This is a genomic window from Streptomyces sp. NPDC087428 (assembly GCF_044744085.1).
GTDB lineage: Bacteria > Actinomycetota > Actinomycetes > Streptomycetales > Streptomycetaceae > Streptomyces.
Genome location: NZ_JBIUXR010000006.1, coordinates 350,202 through 370,089, shown reverse-complemented (window position 1 = coordinate 370,089; position 19,888 = coordinate 350,202). Strand labels below are relative to the sequence as shown.

At 72.5% G+C, this 19,888-nt stretch carries 20 protein-coding genes; 13 read left to right on the top strand and 7 right to left on the bottom strand.

Annotation, left to right across the window (positions count from 1 at the left end):
• Window positions 1-15: 15 nt before the first annotated feature.
• The 4 genes from ACIO3R_RS15440 to ACIO3R_RS15425 all read left to right on the top strand — a co-directional run bounded on the left by ACIO3R_RS15440 (window position 16) and on the right by ACIO3R_RS15425 (window position 2,139).
• Window positions 16-357 carry an ArsR/SmtB family transcription factor gene (locus ACIO3R_RS15440; RefSeq protein ID WP_385351306.1) on the top strand — a complete coding sequence of 114 codons (342 nt, stop codon included), beginning with the start codon at window positions 16-18 and terminating at the stop codon, window positions 355-357.
• 3 nt (window positions 358-360) lie between these two features.
• Window positions 361-867 (top strand): SRPBCC family protein, encoded by a 507-nt coding sequence (locus ACIO3R_RS15435; protein WP_385032162.1) that lies wholly within the window; start codon window positions 361-363, stop codon window positions 865-867.
• Window positions 867-1,487 carry a dihydrofolate reductase family protein gene (locus ACIO3R_RS15430; RefSeq protein WP_385032159.1) on the top strand — a complete coding sequence of 207 codons (621 nt, stop codon included), beginning with the start codon at window positions 867-869 and terminating at the stop codon, window positions 1,485-1,487. The genes ACIO3R_RS15435 and ACIO3R_RS15430 overlap by 1 nt, the downstream gene beginning before the upstream one ends.
• An 85-nt stretch (window positions 1,488-1,572) precedes the next feature.
• Window positions 1,573-2,139, top strand: coding sequence for a GNAT family N-acetyltransferase (locus tag ACIO3R_RS15425; RefSeq protein WP_402105958.1), 567 nt, complete (start codon window positions 1,573-1,575; stop codon window positions 2,137-2,139).
• Between the two features lie 25 nt (window positions 2,140-2,164).
• Here ACIO3R_RS15425 and ACIO3R_RS15420 read toward each other — a convergent pair whose 3' ends face one another.
• Window positions 2,165-2,839 (bottom strand): class I SAM-dependent DNA methyltransferase, encoded by a 675-nt coding sequence (locus ACIO3R_RS15420; protein ID WP_402105957.1) that lies wholly within the window; start codon window positions 2,837-2,839, stop codon window positions 2,165-2,167.
• A 361-nt stretch (window positions 2,840-3,200) separates the two neighbouring features.
• On the opposite strand from ACIO3R_RS15420, the gene ACIO3R_RS15415 reads away from it, so the two are divergent.
• Window positions 3,201-4,256 (top strand): NlpC/P60 family protein, encoded by a 1,056-nt coding sequence (locus ACIO3R_RS15415; protein ID WP_385032148.1) that lies wholly within the window; start codon window positions 3,201-3,203, stop codon window positions 4,254-4,256.
• 158 nt (window positions 4,257-4,414) lie between these two features.
• Window positions 4,415-5,038, top strand: a complete 624-nt coding sequence (locus ACIO3R_RS15410; RefSeq protein ID WP_402105956.1) for an RraA family protein — start codon at window positions 4,415-4,417, stop codon at window positions 5,036-5,038.
• A 10-nt stretch (window positions 5,039-5,048) separates the two neighbouring features.
• On the opposite strand, the gene ACIO3R_RS15405 is transcribed toward ACIO3R_RS15410, so the two are convergent.
• From ACIO3R_RS15405 to ACIO3R_RS15395, 3 genes are all read right to left on the bottom strand, one after another.
• Window positions 5,049-5,876: a M55 family metallopeptidase gene (locus ACIO3R_RS15405; RefSeq protein WP_402105954.1), complete on the bottom strand. Its 828-nt coding sequence runs from the start codon at window positions 5,874-5,876 to the stop codon at window positions 5,049-5,051.
• Window positions 5,877-5,942: 66 nt separating this feature from the next.
• Window positions 5,943-6,068, bottom strand: a complete 126-nt coding sequence (locus ACIO3R_RS15400) for a hypothetical protein (RefSeq protein ID WP_385032142.1) — start codon at window positions 6,066-6,068, stop codon at window positions 5,943-5,945.
• Between the two features lie 135 nt (window positions 6,069-6,203).
• Window positions 6,204-6,881 (bottom strand): HAD family hydrolase, encoded by a 678-nt coding sequence (locus ACIO3R_RS15395; protein ID WP_385032211.1) that lies wholly within the window; start codon window positions 6,879-6,881, stop codon window positions 6,204-6,206.
• A 183-nt stretch (window positions 6,882-7,064) separates the two neighbouring features.
• Between ACIO3R_RS15395 and ACIO3R_RS15390 the strand changes: the two genes are divergently transcribed.
• Window positions 7,065-9,644, top strand: coding sequence for a bifunctional FO biosynthesis protein CofGH (locus ACIO3R_RS15390; protein ID WP_385032140.1), 2,580 nt, complete (start codon window positions 7,065-7,067; stop codon window positions 9,642-9,644).
• Between the two features lie 205 nt (window positions 9,645-9,849).
• Entirely contained in the window at window positions 9,850-10,209 is a 360-nt protein-coding gene (locus ACIO3R_RS15385; protein WP_385032137.1) for a hypothetical protein, read from the top strand.
• Between the two features lie 15 nt (window positions 10,210-10,224).
• Here ACIO3R_RS15385 and ACIO3R_RS15380 read toward each other — a convergent pair whose 3' ends face one another.
• Complete coding sequence (locus tag ACIO3R_RS15380) at window positions 10,225-10,746, bottom strand: MerR family transcriptional regulator (RefSeq protein ID WP_385032134.1); 522 nt, start codon at window positions 10,744-10,746, stop codon at window positions 10,225-10,227.
• Window positions 10,747-10,823: 77 nt separating this feature from the next.
• Here ACIO3R_RS15380 and ACIO3R_RS15375 point away from each other — a divergent pair, with 77 nt between their 5' ends.
• From ACIO3R_RS15375 to ACIO3R_RS15360, 4 genes are all read left to right on the top strand, one after another.
• The gene (locus tag ACIO3R_RS15375; RefSeq protein WP_402105951.1) at window positions 10,824-12,077 is read left to right on the top strand and encodes an MFS transporter; all 1,254 of its coding nucleotides are present in this window, start codon (window positions 10,824-10,826) and stop codon (window positions 12,075-12,077) included.
• A 96-nt stretch (window positions 12,078-12,173) separates the two neighbouring features.
• Window positions 12,174-14,567: a tetratricopeptide repeat protein gene (locus ACIO3R_RS15370; RefSeq protein ID WP_402105950.1), complete on the top strand. Its 2,394-nt coding sequence runs from the start codon at window positions 12,174-12,176 to the stop codon at window positions 14,565-14,567.
• An 89-nt stretch (window positions 14,568-14,656) separates the two neighbouring features.
• A complete protein-coding gene (locus ACIO3R_RS15365; RefSeq protein WP_402105949.1) occupies window positions 14,657-15,031 on the top strand; it encodes a PadR family transcriptional regulator in 375 nt (124 codons plus the stop codon).
• On the top strand, window positions 15,028-15,618 hold the full coding sequence (locus ACIO3R_RS15360) for an HAAS signaling domain-containing protein (RefSeq protein ID WP_402105948.1): 591 nt from the start codon (window positions 15,028-15,030) through the stop codon (window positions 15,616-15,618). Before ACIO3R_RS15365 ends, ACIO3R_RS15360 begins: the two co-directional genes overlap by 4 nt.
• 97 nt (window positions 15,619-15,715) lie before the next feature.
• On the opposite strand, the gene ACIO3R_RS15355 is transcribed toward ACIO3R_RS15360, so the two are convergent.
• Window positions 15,716-16,624, bottom strand: a complete 909-nt coding sequence (locus tag ACIO3R_RS15355; protein ID WP_402105946.1) for an aminoglycoside phosphotransferase family protein — start codon at window positions 16,622-16,624, stop codon at window positions 15,716-15,718.
• 229 nt (window positions 16,625-16,853) lie between these two features.
• Here ACIO3R_RS15355 and ACIO3R_RS15350 point away from each other — a divergent pair, with 229 nt between their 5' ends.
• The gene (locus ACIO3R_RS15350) at window positions 16,854-17,969 is read left to right on the top strand and encodes an ADP-ribosylglycohydrolase family protein (RefSeq protein ID WP_385032118.1); all 1,116 of its coding nucleotides are present in this window, start codon (window positions 16,854-16,856) and stop codon (window positions 17,967-17,969) included.
• Window positions 17,970-18,087: 118 nt separating this feature from the next.
• Here ACIO3R_RS15350 and ACIO3R_RS15345 read toward each other — a convergent pair whose 3' ends face one another.
• Window positions 18,088-19,668, bottom strand: coding sequence for a sodium:solute symporter family protein (locus tag ACIO3R_RS15345; RefSeq protein WP_402105944.1), 1,581 nt, complete (start codon window positions 19,666-19,668; stop codon window positions 18,088-18,090).
• Window positions 19,669-19,888: the final 220 nt, after the last annotated feature.

Genomic DNA, 19,888 nt, shown 5'->3' with positions numbered 1-19,888 from the left:
GTATACGTTTCTGGTATGGCACGAGCAGCGACGACGTCAGACGTCTTCAACGCCATAGCCGAGCCGCAGCGCCGGGGCATCCTGGTGCTGCTGCGGGCAGGCGAACGGCCGGTGACGGAGGTCGCCGAGGAGCTGGGAATGACGCAGCCCGGGGCGTCCAAGCACCTGCGGGTGCTGCGAGAGGTCGGCCTGGTGCGGGACCGCAGGGCGGGCAAGCAGCGCCTGTACGGCCTGGACGCGCGCGGCCTGCGAGCGGTTCACGAGTGGGCCGGCGGGTTCGAGCAGTTCTGGAACGAGAGCTTCGACCGGCTGGACGCGTACGTGCAGGAACTCAAGCAGGACGGGCAACAGGAGTAGCTGATGAATCCGACTGGACGAGAAGCGCCGGCGCGGTCCGCGACGGCCGACCGCGAGATCGTGATCTCCCGCGACATCGACGCCCCACGCGAGCTGGTGTTCAAGGCGTTCACCGAGGTGCGGCACCTGTCGCGCTGGTGGGGTCCGGAGGGGTTCACCACCACCACCCGGGCCTTCGAGTTCCGCGTCGGCGGGGTGTGGGAATTCGTGCTGCACGGGCCGGACGGCACCGACTACAGCGAGTGGATCACCTGGACCGGGATCGTCCCGCCGGAGCGGATCACGATGCTCCATGGCGAGCACCGCGGCGACCCGAACGCGTTCGAGTCGGTCCTCACGTTCGCGCCCGCCGGGGAGGCGACCCGGATCGAGATGCTCACGGTGTTCCCCACCGAGGAGCTGCGCGACGAGGCGATCAAGAAGCACGGCGCGATCGAGGCCGGGCAGCAGACGCTCGGCCATCTGGCCGCCTACGTAACGGAGTTCGTTCGGAACGGAGTTGAGGACTGATGGCCGGCAAGGTGTTCTTCAGTGTGTCGATGTCGCTGGACGGGTTCATCGCGCCCGAGTCCCCCGAGGAGCTGATGGGGCAGCAGTGGATGGAACTGCAGCAGTGGGTGTTCCCGCAGCGGTTCTTCCGGGAGAACCTGAAGCTCGGGGAGGGCGGCGAGGAGGGGCGCGACAACGACATCGTGCGGGAGACGTTCGAGCGCACCGGCGCAAGCGTGATGGGCAAGCGCATGTTCGAAGCCGGCGAGCATTCGTGGCCCGAGGATCCGCCGTTCCACGCACCCGTGTTCGTCGTGACGCACGAGAAGCGTGACCCCTGGGTGCGGCAGGGCGGGACCACCTTCCACTTCGTCGACGACGGCATCGAGTCCGCGCTCGGTCAGGCCCGCGAGGCCGCCGGCGACCGGGACGTCCGCATCGCGGGCGGCGCCGCGACGATCCTGCAGTACGTGAACGCCGGCCTGATCGACGAGTTCACGATCGCGCTCTCGCCCGTGCTGTTCGGCTCCGGAATCCGCCTGTTCGAGGGCGTCGACGCGAGCCGCGTGGCGCTTGACCTGGTCGGTGCGGAGCCGTCCCCGAGGACGACGCATCTCAGTTACACCGTGCGCCGGCGGTAGGCGCGGAGGGCGGCCATGCGGAATCGTCCCTGGCAGTTTCTCCCGTACGTTGCAACGAGGCCTCCTGCGGACGAGCATGGCCGTCATGGAGCGGCCGAGGCGGATCATCGAGTGCGGGGACTTCGTCCTGAGGTGCTGGCAGGAGAGCGACTTCGCTCCGGCGTGCACGTTGATCGAGGAGTCCCGGGAGCACTTGCGCCCCTGGGAGCCGTGGGTCGCCCGGCACGGCGAGAAGAGCACCCGTGACTTCCTCGCGAAGTCCGGGCCGAACTGGGCGAGCGGTGACGTGTACAACTACGCCATCACCAAGGACGGCACCCTCATCGGCATGTGCCAGAGCTACCGCTGCGGCGAACCCCGGGGCCGGCGCCTGGGGTACTGGCTGCACCCCGCCGCCACCGGCCGGGGCATCGCCACCAGGGCGACGGCGGCCCTGGTCACCGAGATGTTCACCCTGCCGGACGTCGCGTACCTGGAGATCGCGCACGACCTGCACAACACATCGAGCGCCGCCGTCCCGAGCCGGTTGGGCTTCACCGAGGTGCTGCGGGAACAGGCGACGCGGCCCGCGGCGCCCGCGGGCAGCGGGATCGACGTGGTCTGGCGGCTGAACCGGCCCGCGCCGCCTGTTGACGACGCTCCCCGCCCCTAGGCACCCCCCCTGGTGCCCCCCGCCCCTAGGCGCCCCCGGCCCCCTGAAGGGCCACAGGCGGCCGATCGGCGCGCATCAGCAGGTGGCCCCGGCGGAACCGCTCCCCGTCGAGGGGCTCGCGCAGCATCCGGCCGACCTCGACGAACCCGGCCTCGCGGGCCAGTCCGGCGAGTTCGTCGACCGGCCACCGGTAGGCCGTCGTCACCTTGTGGTCGAACGCCTCCACCGGCCCGCCCCCGGACTCGAAGAAGGCGAACAGGAGGACGCCGTCCGGCGGCAGGAGCCGGCGGAACTCGGCGAAATACGGCGGCAGTTCCTTCGGCGGGGTATGGATGACCGAGTACCAGGACACGATGCCGCCCAGCTCGCCGTCGGCCAGGTCCAGCGCGTCCATCGAACCGACCTCGAACCGCAGGTCCGGGAACTCCTCGCGGGCGATGCCGATCATCACCGGTGACAGGTCGATCCCGAAGACGTCCAGTCCCAGGCCCCGCAGGTGCGCCGTGAGGTGACCGGGCCCGCAGCCCAGCTCCGCGACCGGCCCGGCCCCGTTCGCCCGCGCGAGCTCGGCGAAGGCGGCGAGGAACGCGCGGTCCAACGGGACGGCGGCAAGGCTGTCACGGGCGAAGTCGGCGTAGACGACGGCCATGGCGTCATAGGCATCCGCCGTCGCGCGGAGGTATGCGGGGGATTCGGTCATGGAGAACGACCCTAGGACGTTCCCGGCTGCCGTGCCCGTCGAACGGGACAGAGGGAATGCGACGTCAGGCGCCTGGTGAACTATGTCGTGACTTGCCGGAAGTTACGGAACGGGCCGTCAGGTCACCGCTACACGTCGTGTGATGTGACCAAAATAAGTAGCTCGTGTGCAGAGAATATTCCTGCGCAGATTGAACTGATTACGAGATGGTCACTATGGTTGGCTCTCGAACCTTCGCACGGTTGATCACCCATCCGGGGTGGCAGCGAAGGAACCGCCGATTCCGTGACCTGCGCGGAGCCGGGGATTCCCGTCCCCCCACAGCCCGGTAGGCGGCTCGAGGAAGAAGGAGCTCGCCTTCGTGGCGTCCCACCGTCGTCCCAAGAACCCGAGCCGCGCCCGTGTGACCGTGCTCACCGCGACCGCCGCCGCAGCCGTGGCCCTGACCTCCCAGGCCGCTCACGCCGACCCCAAGCCGACCAAGAGCGAGGTCAAGGCGGAGGTCGACAAGCTCTACCACGAGGCAGAGGTGGCCAACGAGCACTACAACGCGGCCAAGGACAAGCAGGAGAAGCTGGAGAAGCAGGTCGGCGCGCTTCAGGACAAGGTGGCCCGCGGTCAGCAGGAGCTCAACACGCTCCGCACCGGGCTCGGTTCGCTCGCCGCCGCGCAGTACCGCTCCGGAGGCATCGACCCCTCCGTGCAGCTCTTCCTCGCCTCCGACCCGGACAGCTTCCTCGACCAGGCCTCCGCCCTGGACCAGCTCACGGCCAGGCAGTCCGATGCGCTGACGAAGATCCAGAGCAAGCAGCGGACCCTCGCGCAGCAGCGCAAGGAGGCCCAGGACAAGCTGGGTGACCTCGCGGACGTCCGCAAGACGCTCGGTGCGAAGAAGAAGCAGCAGCAGGGCAAGCTCGCCGAGGCGCAGAAGGTGCTCAACACCCTGACCGCCGCCGAGCGCCAGAAGATGCGTGACGACGACGCACGCGCCAGCAACGCCGCCAGTGAGAAGGCGCGAGCCAGCCGCAGCACCGGCGACCGGGTCGAACTCGGCAACGAGGCCCCCGCGTCCGCCCTCGGCGCCGCAGCCCTCCAGGCCGCCAACTCGCGTGTGGGCATGCCGTATCAGGCGCGCGCCACCGGCCCCAACGCCTTCGACTGCTCGGGCCTGACCCAGTGGGCCTACGCCCAGGCCGGTGCCCAGATCACCCGCACCACGTACACCCAGATCAACCAGGGCACCCGCATCGGGCAGAGCCAGCTGAAGCCGGGCGACCTGGTCTTCTTCAACGGCAACACGCACGTGGGGCTCTACGCGGGCAACAACACCGTGCTGCACGCCCCGTACCCGGGCGCCTTCGTCCGCTACGAGTCGATGAGCACCATCGGTTCCATCGTGGGCGCGGTGCGCATCTGATCACGTCCTGACGGGCGAACTGCCGCGCCCCGCAAGGAATTGACTGCCCGTCGGTGACCACGGTCCACCGGCGGGCAGTCGACGACGCCGGTTGTGCGGCGGCCGTGCGGACGGACTCTCCGTCCCGGTTCCGGGGCGGCACCGAGCGGAGGATGCGTATGTACGACGTCAGCGGCTTCAGCGACATCTCACCGACCACCCTCGCCGACCTCCTCGGGCGCGGGCAGGTCATGGACATCGGCATCCGCCCGCTGTGGCCGTCGAAGCAGCGGGTCGCCGGACCGGCGTTCACCGTGCGGTGTCCCGCGGGGGACAACCTCATGCTGCACGCGGCCATTCATCGCGCCGAACCCGGATCGGTCATCGTCATCGAGGCCGGGGACGTGGACTACGCGCTGGCCGGCGGGAACGTGTGCGCCGTCGCACGGCGCCGGGGGATCGCGGCGTTCGTGACGGACGGGGTGATCAGGGACCTCGCAGAGGTGCGGGAGCTGGGCTTCCCGGTCTTCGCCCGGGGCGTCATCCCCGTCCCGGGGACCAAGAAGGCCGTGACGCCGCTCAACGAACCCGTGCGGTGCGGCGGGGTGACCGTACACGCCGGGGACATCGTGGTCGCGGACGAGGAGGGCGTCGTCGTCACGCCGGGGGCCCGGCAGGAGAGCGTACTGCTCGACGCCCGCGCGAAGACGGCCGAGGAGGCGGCGGAGACCCTCGACGCGTGGGAAGCTGCGCACCGCGCCCGTATCGACGAGATCCTCGCCGCCAACGGCTACGAGGGCTGACGGGCCGGCCTCAGAGGGGCTTGATGGTGGAGAGCTGGGCCAGCAGCAGGACCAGCCGGTAGGCCTCCGCGAAGTCCGTGGCCGTGAAGGCGACCGTGCGGCCGCCCCCGGCGCGGGAGACGCCCGGAACGAGCAGGGCCAGATCGACCGAGGACCCGCTGTAGAGGTCGACCTCCACCGCGATCGGCCCGTCGAGCGTCAGCGGGGAGACCTGGGCGCGCCCCGTCACCGACGCGGCGGCCGCCCGGCGCAGCCGCTCCCGGGCCTCCGCGGGGTGCAGGGCGATGGCGGCGCCCTGGCCGAGGGCCTGTTTGACCGCGACGGTGGCCGCGGAGGGGATCAGGCCGAGGAGTTCGGCGCAGGCGGCGTCGTCGCCACTGAGCAGCACCACCGGTACGCCGAGGTGCCCGGCCATCGCGGCGTTGAGGCCGGCCTCGCCCATGGACCGCCCGGCCACCCGCACGTCGAGGAGCTCGCCGTTCATGGTGTGCGCCAGCACGGCGGGGCCACCGCCGGACCGCGCGTGGTAGCCGATCAGCAGTACGGCGTCGGTGTCCTCGTCGAGCCCGCCGAGCATGCCCAGCGGACGCGGCTTGCCGCGTACGAGGTGCGCCCGGCGGTCGAGTTCCTCCGGCAGCAGATTGCGGAACGGGCCGTGCGCGTCGGCGACCAGCACCGTCGCGGTGGGCTCGGCGTCCAGGACACCGGCGATGACCGCGTTCGCCTCGGCCGTCATCAACGCCCTGCTGCGTGCGTAGTCGTAACCGTCCGGGCGCGTCTCGGTGGAATGCACGATCCCCGAGACGCCCTCCATGTCGACCGAGATCAGAACCTTCATGGAACAGGGAGTCTAGGGCCTGTACTGGGGTCTCTCGGTTCGGCCGGGCCGCCCGGCGCCCGCCCGCTACCCGTTGTGTTCCAGCTGCCCCAGGACGCCCTGGAGCGGCGCCGCTCCGACCTGGGCGGACTTGCGGGCCGGGACCTGCCGGGTCTCCGCGGCGGACGATTTCGCTCGGTCGTGGGTGTGCAAGGGATCTCACTTCCTGCGCGGGCACATTCCTCTTCTGTATAGGTGCGACCGACCGCGCCGGCCATGTACGCAGGGGCAGAAGCGAGGGCCGCCGGCGGGGGGCGGACCGCTCCGGCGCGATGTGCGCGGCCGGGCCTACAGCGCCCGCAGGGCCCTCGGGCGGGGCGCGTCCGCCACCTTGTCCAGGAGGGCCGGGAGGTCCGTCAGCGCGTTGAGGCGGAAGTCCGCGTTGCCCACGACGTCGGGGTGGTCCGCCCACCAGTACCCGCACGCACCGCGCCGGAGGTGCGCGGCGAGCAGCCCGCACGACTTGGCCGGGAACAGATCGTTCGCCGGGTGGTCGCCCACGTACAGCGTCGAGCCCGGCTCCGCTCCGGACACCTCCAGTACCCGGGTGAAGAACTCGGGGTCCGGCTTGGCCACGCCCCACTCGTCCGAGGAGACGACGAGATCCGCGGGCAGGTCCAGCGCCCGCAGGAGTTCGCCCGCCCGCACCGTCCCGTTGCCCGCGACCACCACCCGTACGCCCAGCGCGCGCAGCTCCGCCAGCGCCGGCCGTACGTCCGGGTAGAGGTCCGACTCGGCCAGGTGCTCGCCGCGCCCGGCCGCCGTCCGGGCGAGCGAGGCCTCGTTGATGTCCATGTCGGGGCGCAGGATGCTCAGCGCGTCGGCGCTGTCCCGTCCCTGGGCGACCGCGGCCCCGACCAGCGCACTCAGGGTGTGCGGCGGGACGCCGAGCCAGTTGGCCCAGGAGGCCCAGTAGCGGTCGTCGCGGATGAGTGTCTCGCCGATGTCGAAGACGATCGTTTCCATCACCGTGCCGACCCTACGGGGCGCGGACCGTTGTGCGGCCGAGGCGCCAGGGGCGGGCACGGCCTGCGGCGGATCCGGCGCAGCGGCGGGCACGGCCTGTGGCGGGCGTGATGCCGGGGGCGGGTGTGACCTGCGGGAGATCCGGCCGGTCACCGGCCGGCTACTCGCTCGTATGCTCGGTTCATGACCGATCCTCAGCGCGGACGCCCCACCACCAATTCCATGCGACGTGCCCTCAGGCGTGCCCGTGACGGTGTCGCCCTCGACGTGACCGAGGCCGCCGTCCTGCTCCAGGCGCGCGGCGACGATCTGACGGATCTCGCCGCCTCCGCCGCCCGGGTGCGGGACGCGGGCCTGGAGGACGCGGGCCGGCCGGGTGTCATCACGTACTCCCGCAAGGTCTTCATCCCGCTCACCCGGCTCTGCCGCGACACGTGCCACTACTGCACCTTCGTCACCGTGCCCGGCAAGCTCCGGCGCGAGGGCCACGGCATGTTCCTGTCGCCGGACGAGGTCCTCGACATCGCCCGCAAGGGTGCCGGGATGGGCTGCAAGGAAGCGCTGTTCACGCTGGGCGACCGCCCGGAGGACCGCTGGCCGGAGGCGCGGGAGTGGCTGGAGGCCGAGGGGTACGACGACACCCTCGCGTACGTCCGCGCCATGGCGATCCGCGTACTGGAGGAGACCGGCCTCCTCCCGCACCTCAACCCCGGTGTGCTGACCTGGACGGACCTCCAGCGGCTGAAGCCCGTCGCCCCGTCCATGGGCATGATGCTGGAGACGACCGCGACCCGGCTGTGGTCCGAGCCGGGCGGCCCGCACCACGGCTCACCGGACAAGGAACCGGCCGTACGGCTGCGCGTCCTGGAGGACGCCGGGCGCTCCAACGTCCCGTTCACCACCGGCATCCTCATCGGCATCGGCGAGTCCTACGAGGAGCGCGCCGACTCCCTCTTCGAGCTGCGCAAGACCGCCCGCGCCTACCACGGCATCCAGGAAGTCATCGTCCAGAACTTCCGCGCCAAGCCCGACACCGCGATGCGCGGGATGCCGGACGCGGAGCTGGAGGAGCTGGCCGCGGCCGTCGCCGTCGCCCGCCACATCCTCGGCCCGTCGGCCCGCATCCAGGCCCCGCCCAACCTCGTCGACGCCGAGTACGCGCTGCTCATCGGCGCGGGGATCGACGACTGGGGCGGGGTCTCGCCGCTCACGCCCGACCACGTGAACCCCGAGCGCCCCTGGCCGCACATCGACGAGCTGGCGGCCAGGACCGCCGAGAGCGGCTTCGCACTGCGCGAACGGCTCACCATCTACCCGGAGTTCATCCAGCGCGGCGAACCCTGGCTCGACCCGCGCCTGCTCCCGCACGTCCGCGCCCTCGCCGACCCGGAGACCGGGCTCGCGAAGGAGGGGGCGACGCCCGTCGGGCTGCCCTGGCAGGAGCCCGACGAGGGCTTCAACGCCTCCGGCCGCACCGATCTGCACCACACCATCGACACCGAGGGCCGCACCACCGACCGCCGCGACGACTTCGACGAGGTGTACGGGGACTGGGAGGCGCTCCGCGAGGCCGCGGCCCCCGGCATGGTCCCGTCCCGCATCGACGGCGATGTGAGGTCCGCCCTGAGCCAGGCCGCCGACGACCCGACGAAGCTCACCGACGACCAGGCCCTCGTCCTGCTGCACGCGGACGGCCCGGCGCTCGACGAGCTGTGCCGGATCGCGGACGCCCTGCGCCGGGACGTGGTCGGCGACGACGTCACGTACATCGTCACGCGCAACATCAACTTCACCAACGTCTGCTACACCGGCTGCCGCTTCTGCGCCTTCGCCCAGCGGCGCACCGACGCCGACGCGTACACCCTCTCCCTGGACCAGGTCGCGGACCGGGCGGCGCAGGCGTGGGACGTCGGCGCGGTCGAGGTCTGCATGCAGGGCGGCATCCACCCGGACCTGCCGGGAACCGCGTACTTCGACATCGCGCGGGCGGTGAAGGAACGCGTCCCGGGCATGCACGTCCACGCGTTCTCACCGATGGAGGTCGTCAACGGCGCGACCCGCACCGGCCTGTCCATCCGCGACTGGCTGGTCGCCGCGAAGGAGGCCGGGCTCGACTCGATCCCCGGCACCGCGGCCGAGATCCTGGACGACGAGGTCCGCTGGGTCCTCACCAAGGGCAAGCTGCCCACGGCGACCTGGCTGGAGGTCATCAGGACCGCCCACGAGGTGGGCCTGCGCTCCTCGTCCACGATGATGTACGGCCATGTCGACCAGCCCCGCCACTGGCTGGGCCACCTGCGGACGCTGGCCGCCCTCCAGCAGGAGACCGGCGGCCTCACCGAGTTCGTGACCCTGCCCTTCATCCACACCAACGCGCCCGTCTACCTGGCCGGCATCGCCCGGCCCGGCCCGACCGACCGCGACAACCGGGCCGTCACCGCGATGGCCCGGCTCCTCCTCCACCCGCACATCACCAACATCCAGACCAGCTGGGTGAAGCTGGGCACGGAGGGCGCGGCCGAGATGCTCCGCTCGGGCGCGAACGACCTGGGCGGCACACTGATGGAGGAGACCATCTCCCGGATGGCGGGATCGAGTTACGGCTCGTACCGGTCCGTCCAGGACCTGGTGGCCATCGCCGAGCTCGCGGGCCGGCCGGCGAAGCCGCGTACGACGCTGTACGGGGAGGTGCCGCAGGAGCGGGTCACGGCGGCCGCCGCCTCGGACGGCCACCTGCCCGAGCTGCTGCCGGTGCTGCCTTAGGGCCTGTATCGGGTTGTCCCGGGAGGGCGGGGCGCGTCCGTCGGCCGAACCGCTCGTGACCGGCCGCTGCGGCGTCGGTCACGGGCGGGCCTTCCCTGGCCGGAAAGTGCTGGTCGAGTCGCTGTGAACGCTCCGCTCCACCCGCGCCGTGCGGCCCCCTCGCACCACGCGGCCGCACGGCCGGAAATCCCGAATCAACAGGCAGGTGGACTTCATGTACGGGGTGCGGGTGGCTCTCTGGAGCGCCGGGATCGTGGCCCTCGGCGTGGCGCTGATTTTCGTCAGCTCCGGCATCGCTCTGTGGCTGTTCGTACTCTGCTTCGTTCTGGCGTTCGTGTTCCCGGTGGCCGCCGAGGTGTACGCGGATCTGCGCGGGCGGCGCGAGAAGCGGGAGAGTTACGTCCGGACGTTCGGGTCGGTCGACGAGCTGCGGCTGGTCATCGACGGGCCGGGGCTCCGGCGGATACGCGACGAGGACGGGCTGATCGTCGCCGTGCGAGAGCTCAGGAGCCGGCATCCGGGGCTCCCGCTCGACATGGCCGTGACCCTGCTCAAGGAGCTGTGAGCCCGCGTCGCCGCCTCAGCCGGATGACGGCCAGAAGTCCGTGGTGTGCGGGGTCCCGTCGAGGGTGGCGTCGACCCGGCCCCGGATGTAGTCGCCGGTCATCGGGCAGTCGAGGGCGTTGTCGGTGCGGCAGCCGAGCATGTGGTCGAGCACCCCGACCGCGTCCCGCATCCTCGTGATCTTCTCGAGCATCGCGTCCCGCTGGGCCGCGATGAGCTCCAGCCGGTCACCGACCCGCTCGCTGTCGACGATCGCGCTCGTCTCCGTGAGCGTGAGCATGCCGTCCTCGTGCCAGAGCTGCGCGTAGGCGAGCCGGGCCAGGTCCTCGCGGCTGTAGTGGCGCACCCGGCCCCGGCGTTCGCTGTGCCGGATCAGCCCGCGGTCCTCGTAGAACCGCAGGGTCGCCACCGTGAGGCCGAACGCCTCGGCGACCTCGCTGATCGAGTACAGCCCGTCGGCCGAACGCGGCTCACTTGACGAACACCGGTCATCGGCCGAACGCGGTTCATCGGCCGAACGCGGCTCGCTCCTGGACACCTTAGGCACCTCCCGGTTGCGCTCAAGTTTACTTGAGCGTGAATCCTGATGGCATCGCCCGCCATCGGAAGGTTCCCGTGTCCGCTCCCACTCCGGCGGTCCGCCCCGCCGGCCCGTCCGCCCCGCGCCCCACCGGTGCGCCCTCCCGCACGACGCTCTCCGCCGCGGTGCTCGTGACCGGGTTCGTACTGCTCAGCCTGAACACACGGGTGGCGTTCGGCCAGCTCGGCCCGCTCGCGCCCGTCGCCGGATTCGGTACGGGAGCGGTGACGCTGCTCGGCCTGATACCGCCGCTCTGCATGGGCGTCTTCGCCCCGCTCGCCTCGGTGGTACGGCGGCGGTTCGGCGAGGAGCGCGGCCTGTTCGGGGCGAGCGTGCTGCTGCTCGCCGGGGCCGTCGTACGGATGCTGGGGCTGCCCGGTCTCTTCACCGGCACGGTGCTCGTCAGCATCGCGACGGCCGTCGTGAACGTGCTGGTCCCGGTGTTCGTGCGCAGCCGGTTCAGCCACCGCAGGGTCGGCGTGATGATGGGCGTCTACGCCCTGTCGATGGGCGCCGGTTCGGCCCTGGTCGCGGCGTTGACGGTGCCGGTGTGGCAGGCGGGCGGGCACTCCTGGGAGCTCGCCATCGGCCTCGCGGTGATCCCGGCGGCCCTGGCGGCGGCCGGCATCGCACCGCAACTGGGCCGGTCGCACGGCCGACGGACGGCCCAGGGACCCGGTACGGGGACGGGCCCGCGCGAGGCGAGGGCGGCGCGGGTGCCGGCGGGCGCCGGAGGGCGCGGGCTCGTGTGGAGTCTGACGGCGTTCTTCGGATTCCAGACCCTGCTCTTCTACACCACGCTCGCCTGGCTGCCCGCGATCCTGGTGGACGCCGGGGTCGCCGAGTCGGCGGCGGGCGGCATGCAGTCGCTGTTCATCCTCGGCGTCGCCGCCGGGGGCTTCCTCCTGCCGGTCCTGGCCGCCGCCCGGACCGATCAGCGCCCCCACCTCCTCGCGGTCGTCCTCGTCTGCGCACTCGGCTACGCCGGTCTGCTGGCCGCCCCGGGAGCCGCCCCCGCGCTCTGGGCGGTCGTCCTGGGCGGCGGGCTGGGCGGCGGCCAGGCGGTGGCCGGAGTCCTCTACGTGAAGCGGGGCCGGGACCACGAACACGTGGCGGCCCTGTCCGCGGTGGCGCAGACCGGGGGCTACCTCCTCGCCGCCACCGGTCCGGCCGCCGTGTCCGTGCTGCACGCCGCGACGGGGGCGTGGACCGTGCCGCTGCTGGCCCTGCTGGGCGCCCTCGCGCTGAGCCTGGTGGCGAGCCTGCGCGCGGGCCACGACAAGCCGTGACCGGCCGGCCGGGGCGCCGACGTCCGCCGGCCCCGCCCCGGGGGCTCCGCGCCCGTCGGCCTCCCGCGCGGTGAACGGCGCTGCCAGACTGGGGAGATGCCCGCCCCGACCGAACCGCGCCACCTGTCGCTCCAGCAGATCGCCGAGGCCCGCCACAGCGCCGCCTTCGTCGGACGCACGGCCGAACTCGACCTGTTCCGAGGCAACTTCGACGTACGGCCGGAGGACCCCCGGCACCGCTTCGTGTTCCACGTGCACGGCCACGCCGGGGTCGGCAAGACCTCGCTCGTACGGCAGTGGGCGCACGCGGCCGACGAGCGGGGGGCGCTGACCGCGTGGATCGACGAGACCGCCGAGTCCGTACCCGAGGTACTGGCCTCCGTGGCCGCGCAGTTCGCCGCACGGCGGCGGCCGCTGAAGGCGCTGGACCGGCTCCTCGGCATCCACCAGCGGGCCCTGCACGCCACCGCGGGGGAGCCCGGGGACGGGGAGCCCTCGCCCGGCGCCCTGGCCGCCGCACAGGCCGGGCTGATCGCGGCGGGCACCGTCCCGGTGGTCGGCGCGCTGGCCGGGGGCATCGACCCGGCCGCGGTGGCGCGGGGCGCGGGCGGGCTGCGGGCGGTGCTCGGGGGCCGGGCGCGGCAGCGGGAGGAAGCCGGACTGCTCGCGGAACCGGTACGGGCCCTCACGCCCGTGTTCGTCACCGAACTGGCCCGGATCGCGGACACCGTGCCCTGGATCGTGCTCCTCTGCGACACGTACGAGCGCACCGCCCCGCTGCTGGACGGCTGGCTGACGGACCTGCTCACCCCGCGGCGACACGGGGAACTCCCCGCCAACCTCGTCCTCGTCCTCGCGGGCCGGCGCCGCCTCGACCCCGCGCACTGGGCGCCCCACACCCGGCTGACCGCGGACATCGCACTGGCCCCCTTCACCGAGCCGGAGTCCCGCCGACTGCTCCACGGCCAGGGCGTGGTGGACGAGACCGTCGTGCGCGAGGTGCTGCGGCTCTCGGGCGGGCTGCCGGTCCTCGTCTCCACGCTCGCGGCCAATCCGGGCGCGGCCGGGGATGCGAGCGCGACGGCCGTGGAGCGGTTCCTCTCCGGGGAGACCGACCCGGAACGCCGCGCCGCGGCCCTCGCCTGCGCCCTGCCCCGGCGCCTCGACAGGGACTTGGTGGCGGTCGCCGTACCGGACGGCGGACCCGGGCTTCACGACTGGCTGATCGCGCTGCCGTTCGTCGCGGGGCGGCACTCCGGCCGGGCCCGGTACCACGAGGTCGTGCGCGCCCCGATGCTCCGGCTCCAGCGCCTGGCGTCCCCGCGGACGTGGTGCGCGGCCCACGACCGCCTCGCCGACGCCTTCGCCGCCCGCCGGGACGCGGCGGCCGAGGGCGGCGACCCGGACCGGCTGTGGACCGAGGAGGCCTGGCGCGACGCCGCCCTCGACGCGCTGTACCACCGGCTCTGCGCGCACCCCCGCGCCGCACTCCCCGAGGCGCTGCGCGCCGGGACCGACGCCTGCCACCAGGACCCGGTCGCCGCCCGGCACTGGGCGCGCACCCTCGCGGAGGCCGGTGAGGACACCGGCAGTGCCGTGCTGCGCGACTGGGGCCGGGACCTGCTGGCCGCGCTCACCGACCACGCGCCCCGCGCCACCGCCGCGTTCGGGCTGCTGCTGACCCGCGCCGGGCTCGACGACACCAGCAGGGCGGCCGTCCTGGTGGCGCGTGGCTGGGACCACTTCCGGGCGGTCGAGTTCGAGGCGGCGCTCGCCGACCACGGACGGGCCCTCGCGCTCGACCCCCGCAGCGCGCGGGCACACCAGGGGCGGGCGGTCGTGCTGCGGGCCACGGGCGCGTACGAAGGGGCGCTGGCCGCACTGGACCTGGCCGACGAGATCGCCCCCGACCGGGCCTGGGCGGTGCGCGAACGCGGGGAGACCTACCGCCGGATGGGCCGCGCGCGGGACGCGCTGGCCGCCCTGGACCGGGCCCACGTCCTGGACCCGGCCGACCCGGTGACCCTCGCCAGCCGAGGGCTCGTACGTCAGCGGCTCGGGAACCCCGAGGACGCCCTCGACGACTTCGACCGGGCCGTCGCCCTGTGGCCCGAGTACCACTGGGCCCTGGTGCGGCGCGCCCATCTGCGCTCCGTGCGCGGCGACCCGGCCGGGGCCCTCGCCGATCTGGACCGGGCCGCGGAACTGGCGCCCCGGGCCGCGGGGATCGCGGGGGAGCGGGGCGATGTGTACCGGACCGCCGGCCGGTTCGAGGAGGCCGTCGCGGCGTACGGGCGGGCGCTGGACCTCGACCCGGAGTACGCCTGGGCGCACGGCAGCCGGGCCCTGGCGTACGAGGCGCTGGGCCGCCGGGACGAGGCCCTGGGAGACCTGGACCGGGCGCTGGAGATCGACCCGGAGTACACGTGGGCCCGGCAGCAGCGGGAACGGCTCGCGGAGGACCGGGGCCACCGCCCTGACACGCCCTGACGCGAGGCCCCGGAAGCCGGTGCCGGGCCGCGGGTCCGCCGAGCCGCCCGCCTTCCCATCCACATGCCCAACAAGGTATCTTGCATCGCATGCAACCAGGTGATTCGGCCAAGCAGGCTCGGGCGGCCGCCCAACTGCGCAAGGGCGTCCTGGAGTACTGCGTACTCGCGCTGATGCGGGACCGCCCCCGCTACGGCGTCGAACTCCTCCACGCCCTGGAGGACTCCGGCGCCCTCGCCACCAGCCAGGGCACGGTCTACCCGCTGCTCTCGCGGCTGCGCCGCGACGACCTGGTCACCACCACCTGGCAGGAATCCGTCTCCGGACCACCCCGCCGCTACTACGCGCTCACCGACAGCGGCCGGGCCGCGCTCGACGAGTTCACTCGTGTCTGGCCCGGCTTCCGCAACGCTGTCGACGCCTTCCTGACCGCCCCCCACACCTCCACCGGAGACCTCGAATGAAGACCTCTGCCGACCCCGTACGCGACTACCTCTCGGCCGTCGAGCGCGAGAGCTCCGCGCTCCCGGCCGACCGTCGTCAGGAACTCGTCGCGGACCTCACCGAGCACATCGAGGTGACGCGCACCGAACGCCCCGGTACCGCGATCGGCGAGATACTCGCGGAGCTGGGGGACCCCCGCACGATCGCCGCGACGGCGCTGGCCGAGGCGGGTCACGGGACCGCCGGGGACCCGGCCCGGAGCGGTGCCGGCGCACCCGCCCGGCGCGGCAAGGTGCACCCCCTGGTCCCGCTCCTGATGCTCACCCTCTCGCTGCCCTTCATGATGGTCTTCCCCGACCTCCCCGGGCCGCTGTTCGGCGTCCTGTTCCGCATCACCGGCGCGGTCCTCCTGTGCACCTCGGTGCACTGGGTCGCCGTCCAGAAGACCACCGGCGTCCTGCTCACCGCCGTCCTGCCGACCGCCGTCATCGCCACCTGGAACCTGACGGACGGCCCGTCCGGCACCCCGGCACTCGTGGCCAACCTGGTGACGCTCGCCCTGCTGGTCTGCACGTCGGTATGGCTCTGGCGGGTCCGCCGCGCCTGAGGAAGCCGTTTCCGGGCCGAGGGCCGAGGGCCGAGGGCCGAGGCCGTGGGGACGCGGGGCCGGCCTCCGTACCCCCACGGCTACGGCAGGAGGTCCCTCAGCCGAAGCGTTCGTGGTCGGCCAGCACCGCGTCGACCACCCGCAGTTCGGCGGCGGCCCGCCCGGGGTCCGCACCGGCGGGTCCCGTCAGGTTCAGCAGCGCCTTCCACAGCGCCCACCCACGGGCCCGCGCCCAGGTCCCGGCGTCCTGGCCGGCCCCGTGCCGGAACGCCTCCCGGCTGTCGCCGGAGAACATCCCCCACGCGATCACCAGATCACAGGCGGGGTCACCGACCCCCGACGTACCGAAGTCGATGACCGCCGTGAGCTCGCCGTCGGCGACGAGCAGGTTGCCGGAGGCGATGTCGCCGTGGAACCACACCGGTTCCCCGTGCCACGGCGCGGCGAGCGCCGCCTCCCAGACGGTGCGGGCCCGGTCCGTGTCCACGCGGCCCTCCAGCGCGGCCAGACAGCGCCGGGTCTCCTCGTCGTAGTGGGCGGGCGAGGCGCCCCGGTACCAGCTGTGCTCCCCGGCGGGCGGCCCGCCGGACGTGTCGCAGCGCTGGAGGGCGAGGAGGAAGTCCGCCACGGAGAGCGCGAACCGGGGAAGGTCGTCGACGCGGCCGGGGCCGGCTGTCTCGCCGCGCAGCCAGCGGCGGACCGACCACGGATACGGATAGCCCTCGCCCGGAGCGCCCAGGGCCAGCACCGGGGGCACGGCGACCGGCAGTGACGGGGCCAGGCGCGGCAGCCAGTGATGCTCCTTCGTCACCGCCGGGACGTAACCGGCGGCCGTGGGCAGGCGCACCGTCATCGCGTCGCCGAGGCGGTACGTCCGGTTGTCCCAGCCGTCGACCTCCACCGGTGTCACCGGCAGACCCCTCCAGTGCGGGAACTGGGCGTCGATCAGGCGCTTCACGAGCGCGGCGTCGATTCCGGCGCGGCCGTCGGGGTGGGGGGATGCCATCAGACGATCATCGCGCCGGTGGCCGGGCCACGCAACGAGATATCGGCGGCGCGGGGGCGCGGCGGATGCGCGGAAATCCCCGGAGAATGCCGCGCAAAACTGAACCGAACCCCCACTTCGTACATACGGTTCCGCCCCCTTGGACGCGTGGTCGTTCGATTACAGTGCTGCGCAGTTACCGCACAGTCACCGCGCGCTCGCGAGGGGCGGACCGAGGGGGAGGGGCACGGTGAGCACAGGGACCACAGCTGTCTGGGGCCGTGCCGAACAGCAGGACTTCCGCAGCCGGGTACGCGGCGCGCTGCTGGGCGGCGCCATCGGCGACGCGCTCGGCGCGGGCGTCAGCGGGCTCTCGCTGGAGGAGATCCGCGAGGCCCATGGCGCCGACGCCGTCACCGACTTCGTCCCCGCCCACGGCGGACGCGGCTGTGTCACCGCCGTCACCCAGCTCAACCTGTTCACCGTGGACGGGCTGATCCGCGCCCAGGTCCGCCGCGACATCGGCGCCTGGCACCCGCCCACCGACGTGCACCGGGCCCATCTGCGGTGGGCCGCCACCCAGCACGACTGGGGGCCCGACGAACGCCGCAAGGACAACGGCTGGCTCGCCGGGCAGGAATGGCTCTACGCCCGCCGCGCCCCCACCCGGGAATGCCTGAACGGCTTCGGCGACACCACCATGGGCACCCTCGACCGGCCCAAGCACCCCACCGCACACGACTCGGCCGCACTCACCCGCTCCGCGCCCTTCGGGCTGCTGGTCGGCTGGGAGCCCCAACTCGTCCTCCAACTGGCCGTCGAGTGCGCCGCCCAGACCCACGGCCACCCCACCGCCCTGCTCTCCTCCGGCGCCCTCGCCGTGATGGTGCACGGGCTGGCGCGCGGCGAGACGCTGGACGGCTCCGTGCAGCACGCCCTCGCCCTGCTCGCCGGGCGGCCGGGCCACGAACCCGTCACCGAGGCGCTCCAGCAGGCCCTCGGCACCGTCCGGCAGGGGATACCCGGGCCCGCCCTCATCGAGTCCCTGGGCGCCACGGACTCCGCCGAGGAGGTGCTCGCGGTGGCCGTGTACTGCGCGCTGGTGGGCGAGGACGTCCGGCACGGCCTGCGGCTGGCCGTGAACCACGGCGGGCCGTCCTCCGCGACCGGGGCCCTGTGCGGGGCGCTGCTCGGCGCGCTGCACGGCGAGACCGCGCTGCCGCCGGCCTGGCTCGCCGAACTGGAGGGCCGGGCGACCCTGCTCGAACTCGCCGACGACTTCGCCATGGAGATGACCCAGGGCCCCGCCCTGCACAGCCCGTCGGCCGTCGCGGCGGGCTGGCTGGCGCGCTACCCGCGCGGCTGAACACCCGGGAGCCCGCCGGAGCCCGGCCGCGTACGCCCGTCGAACGGTGGGGGCGGGTCACAGGACGCCGCCGCGCCCCGTGCCCGCCCCCTTGACACGTTCCGTACAGCCGCGAGCGTCAGTCGCTCACGCCCTTCGCGCCCTTGGTGAACTCCACGTCCCCGGGGCCGCCCTGCGCCGGCACGGTCGCGGCGGTGCCGGGCCCGTCACCGTCCGAGTTGATCTGCTCGATGATCGCGTCGCGCTCCGGGGTGTCCTCCGGCTTGATGAAGCCGATGGCGATGTAGAGCACCAGCGAGATCGCCAGCGGCAGTGCCACCTGGTACTGGAGCGCCACGTCCGTCTTCACCGAACCGTCGAAGTTGTAGTTGGTGAAGTAGAACGCCAGCAGACCGGCCGCCCAGCTGGTGAGCGCCGCGGTCGGTCCCGACTTACGGAAGCGGCGCAGCAGACCCAGCATGAAGGGGATCGCGATCGGGCCCATCAGACCGGCGACCCACTTGATGACGACGGAGATGATGTCCTTGAACGTCGGCGAGTTGATCTGCGTCGCAAGCGCCATCGACAGGCCCAGGAAGCCGAGCGTGGACAGCCGCGCGGCCAGCAGACCGGCCCGGCTGCTCCAGTTGCGGGCCGCCTTGGAGAAGACCGGGGCGATGTCGCGGGTGAAGACCGCCGAGATGGCGTTGGCGTCCGAGGAGCACATGGCCATGGTGTGCGAGAAGAAGCCGACGACGACCAGGCCCAGCAGACCGTGCGGCAGCAGCTGCTCGGTCATCAGCGCGTAGCTGTCGGAGGCGTCCGGCTTCTGCGCGTGGACCAGCAGCGGGGCGCACCACATCGGGAAGAACAGGACCGTCGGCCAGACCAGCCACAGGATGGCGGAGAGCCGGGCCGAGCGCGTCGCGGAGGCGGCGGAGTCCGTGGCCATGTAGCGCTGGGCCTGGTTCCACATGCCGCCGTTGTACTCGAAGGTCTTGATGAACAGGTACGCCAGCAGGAAGGTCACGGTGTACGGACCGGCCGTCGGGTCCGTGTGGCCCTCGGGCAGCTTGTCCCAGACCGTCCACAGCGTGCTGAAGCCGTCCAGCTTGCTCATCGCGGTGACCAGCATCGCCACACCGGCGAACAGCTGGATGATGAACTGCCCCAGCTCGGTGAGCGCGTCGGCCCACAGACCGCCGACCGTGCAGTAGACGGCCGTGATGATGCCGGTGATGAAGATGCCCTGGGTCAGGCTGATCCCGGTGAAGACGGAGAGCAGCGTGGCGATGGCGGCCCACTTGGCGCCGACGTCCACGATCTTCAGCAGCAGACCGGACCAGGCGAGCGCCTGCTGGGTCTGGATGTTGTAGCGGTTCTTCAGGTATTCGAGCGGTGAGGCGACGTGCAGCCGCGAGCGCAGCCGGTTGAGCCGGGGGGCGAAGAGCTTGGCGCCGATCCCGATCCCGATGGCGATCGGCAGTGACCACGTCACGAAGGACGTGACTCCGTACTGGTAGGCGATACCGGCGTAGCCGGTGAACATCACGGCGCTGTAGCCGGACATGTGGTGCGAGATGCCGGACAGCCACCACGGCATCTTGCCGCCGGCCGTGAAGAAGTCGCTGACGTTGTCGACACGCTTGTGGGACCAGAGTCCGATCGCGATCATCACGCCGAAGTAGCCGATGAGCACGACCCAGTCGAGACTGTTCATGTGCCCCCTCCTGGGGTCCGCCTTGTGAACGGGTACGCACTTCGTCAGTACGGCCGCTCAGCGGGGCCCCCGTGCGGGAGTGGGGACATCGGGGATTGAACCGCCTGTCCGGTCCCTCGGTCAAGGTCCCCTGAGGTCAGAAATGTGAACGCGGATCAGCAAGCCGAACGATTTTACGTGTTCTTGACCCATGGAGGCGTTGTCGTGAACGCGACGACGG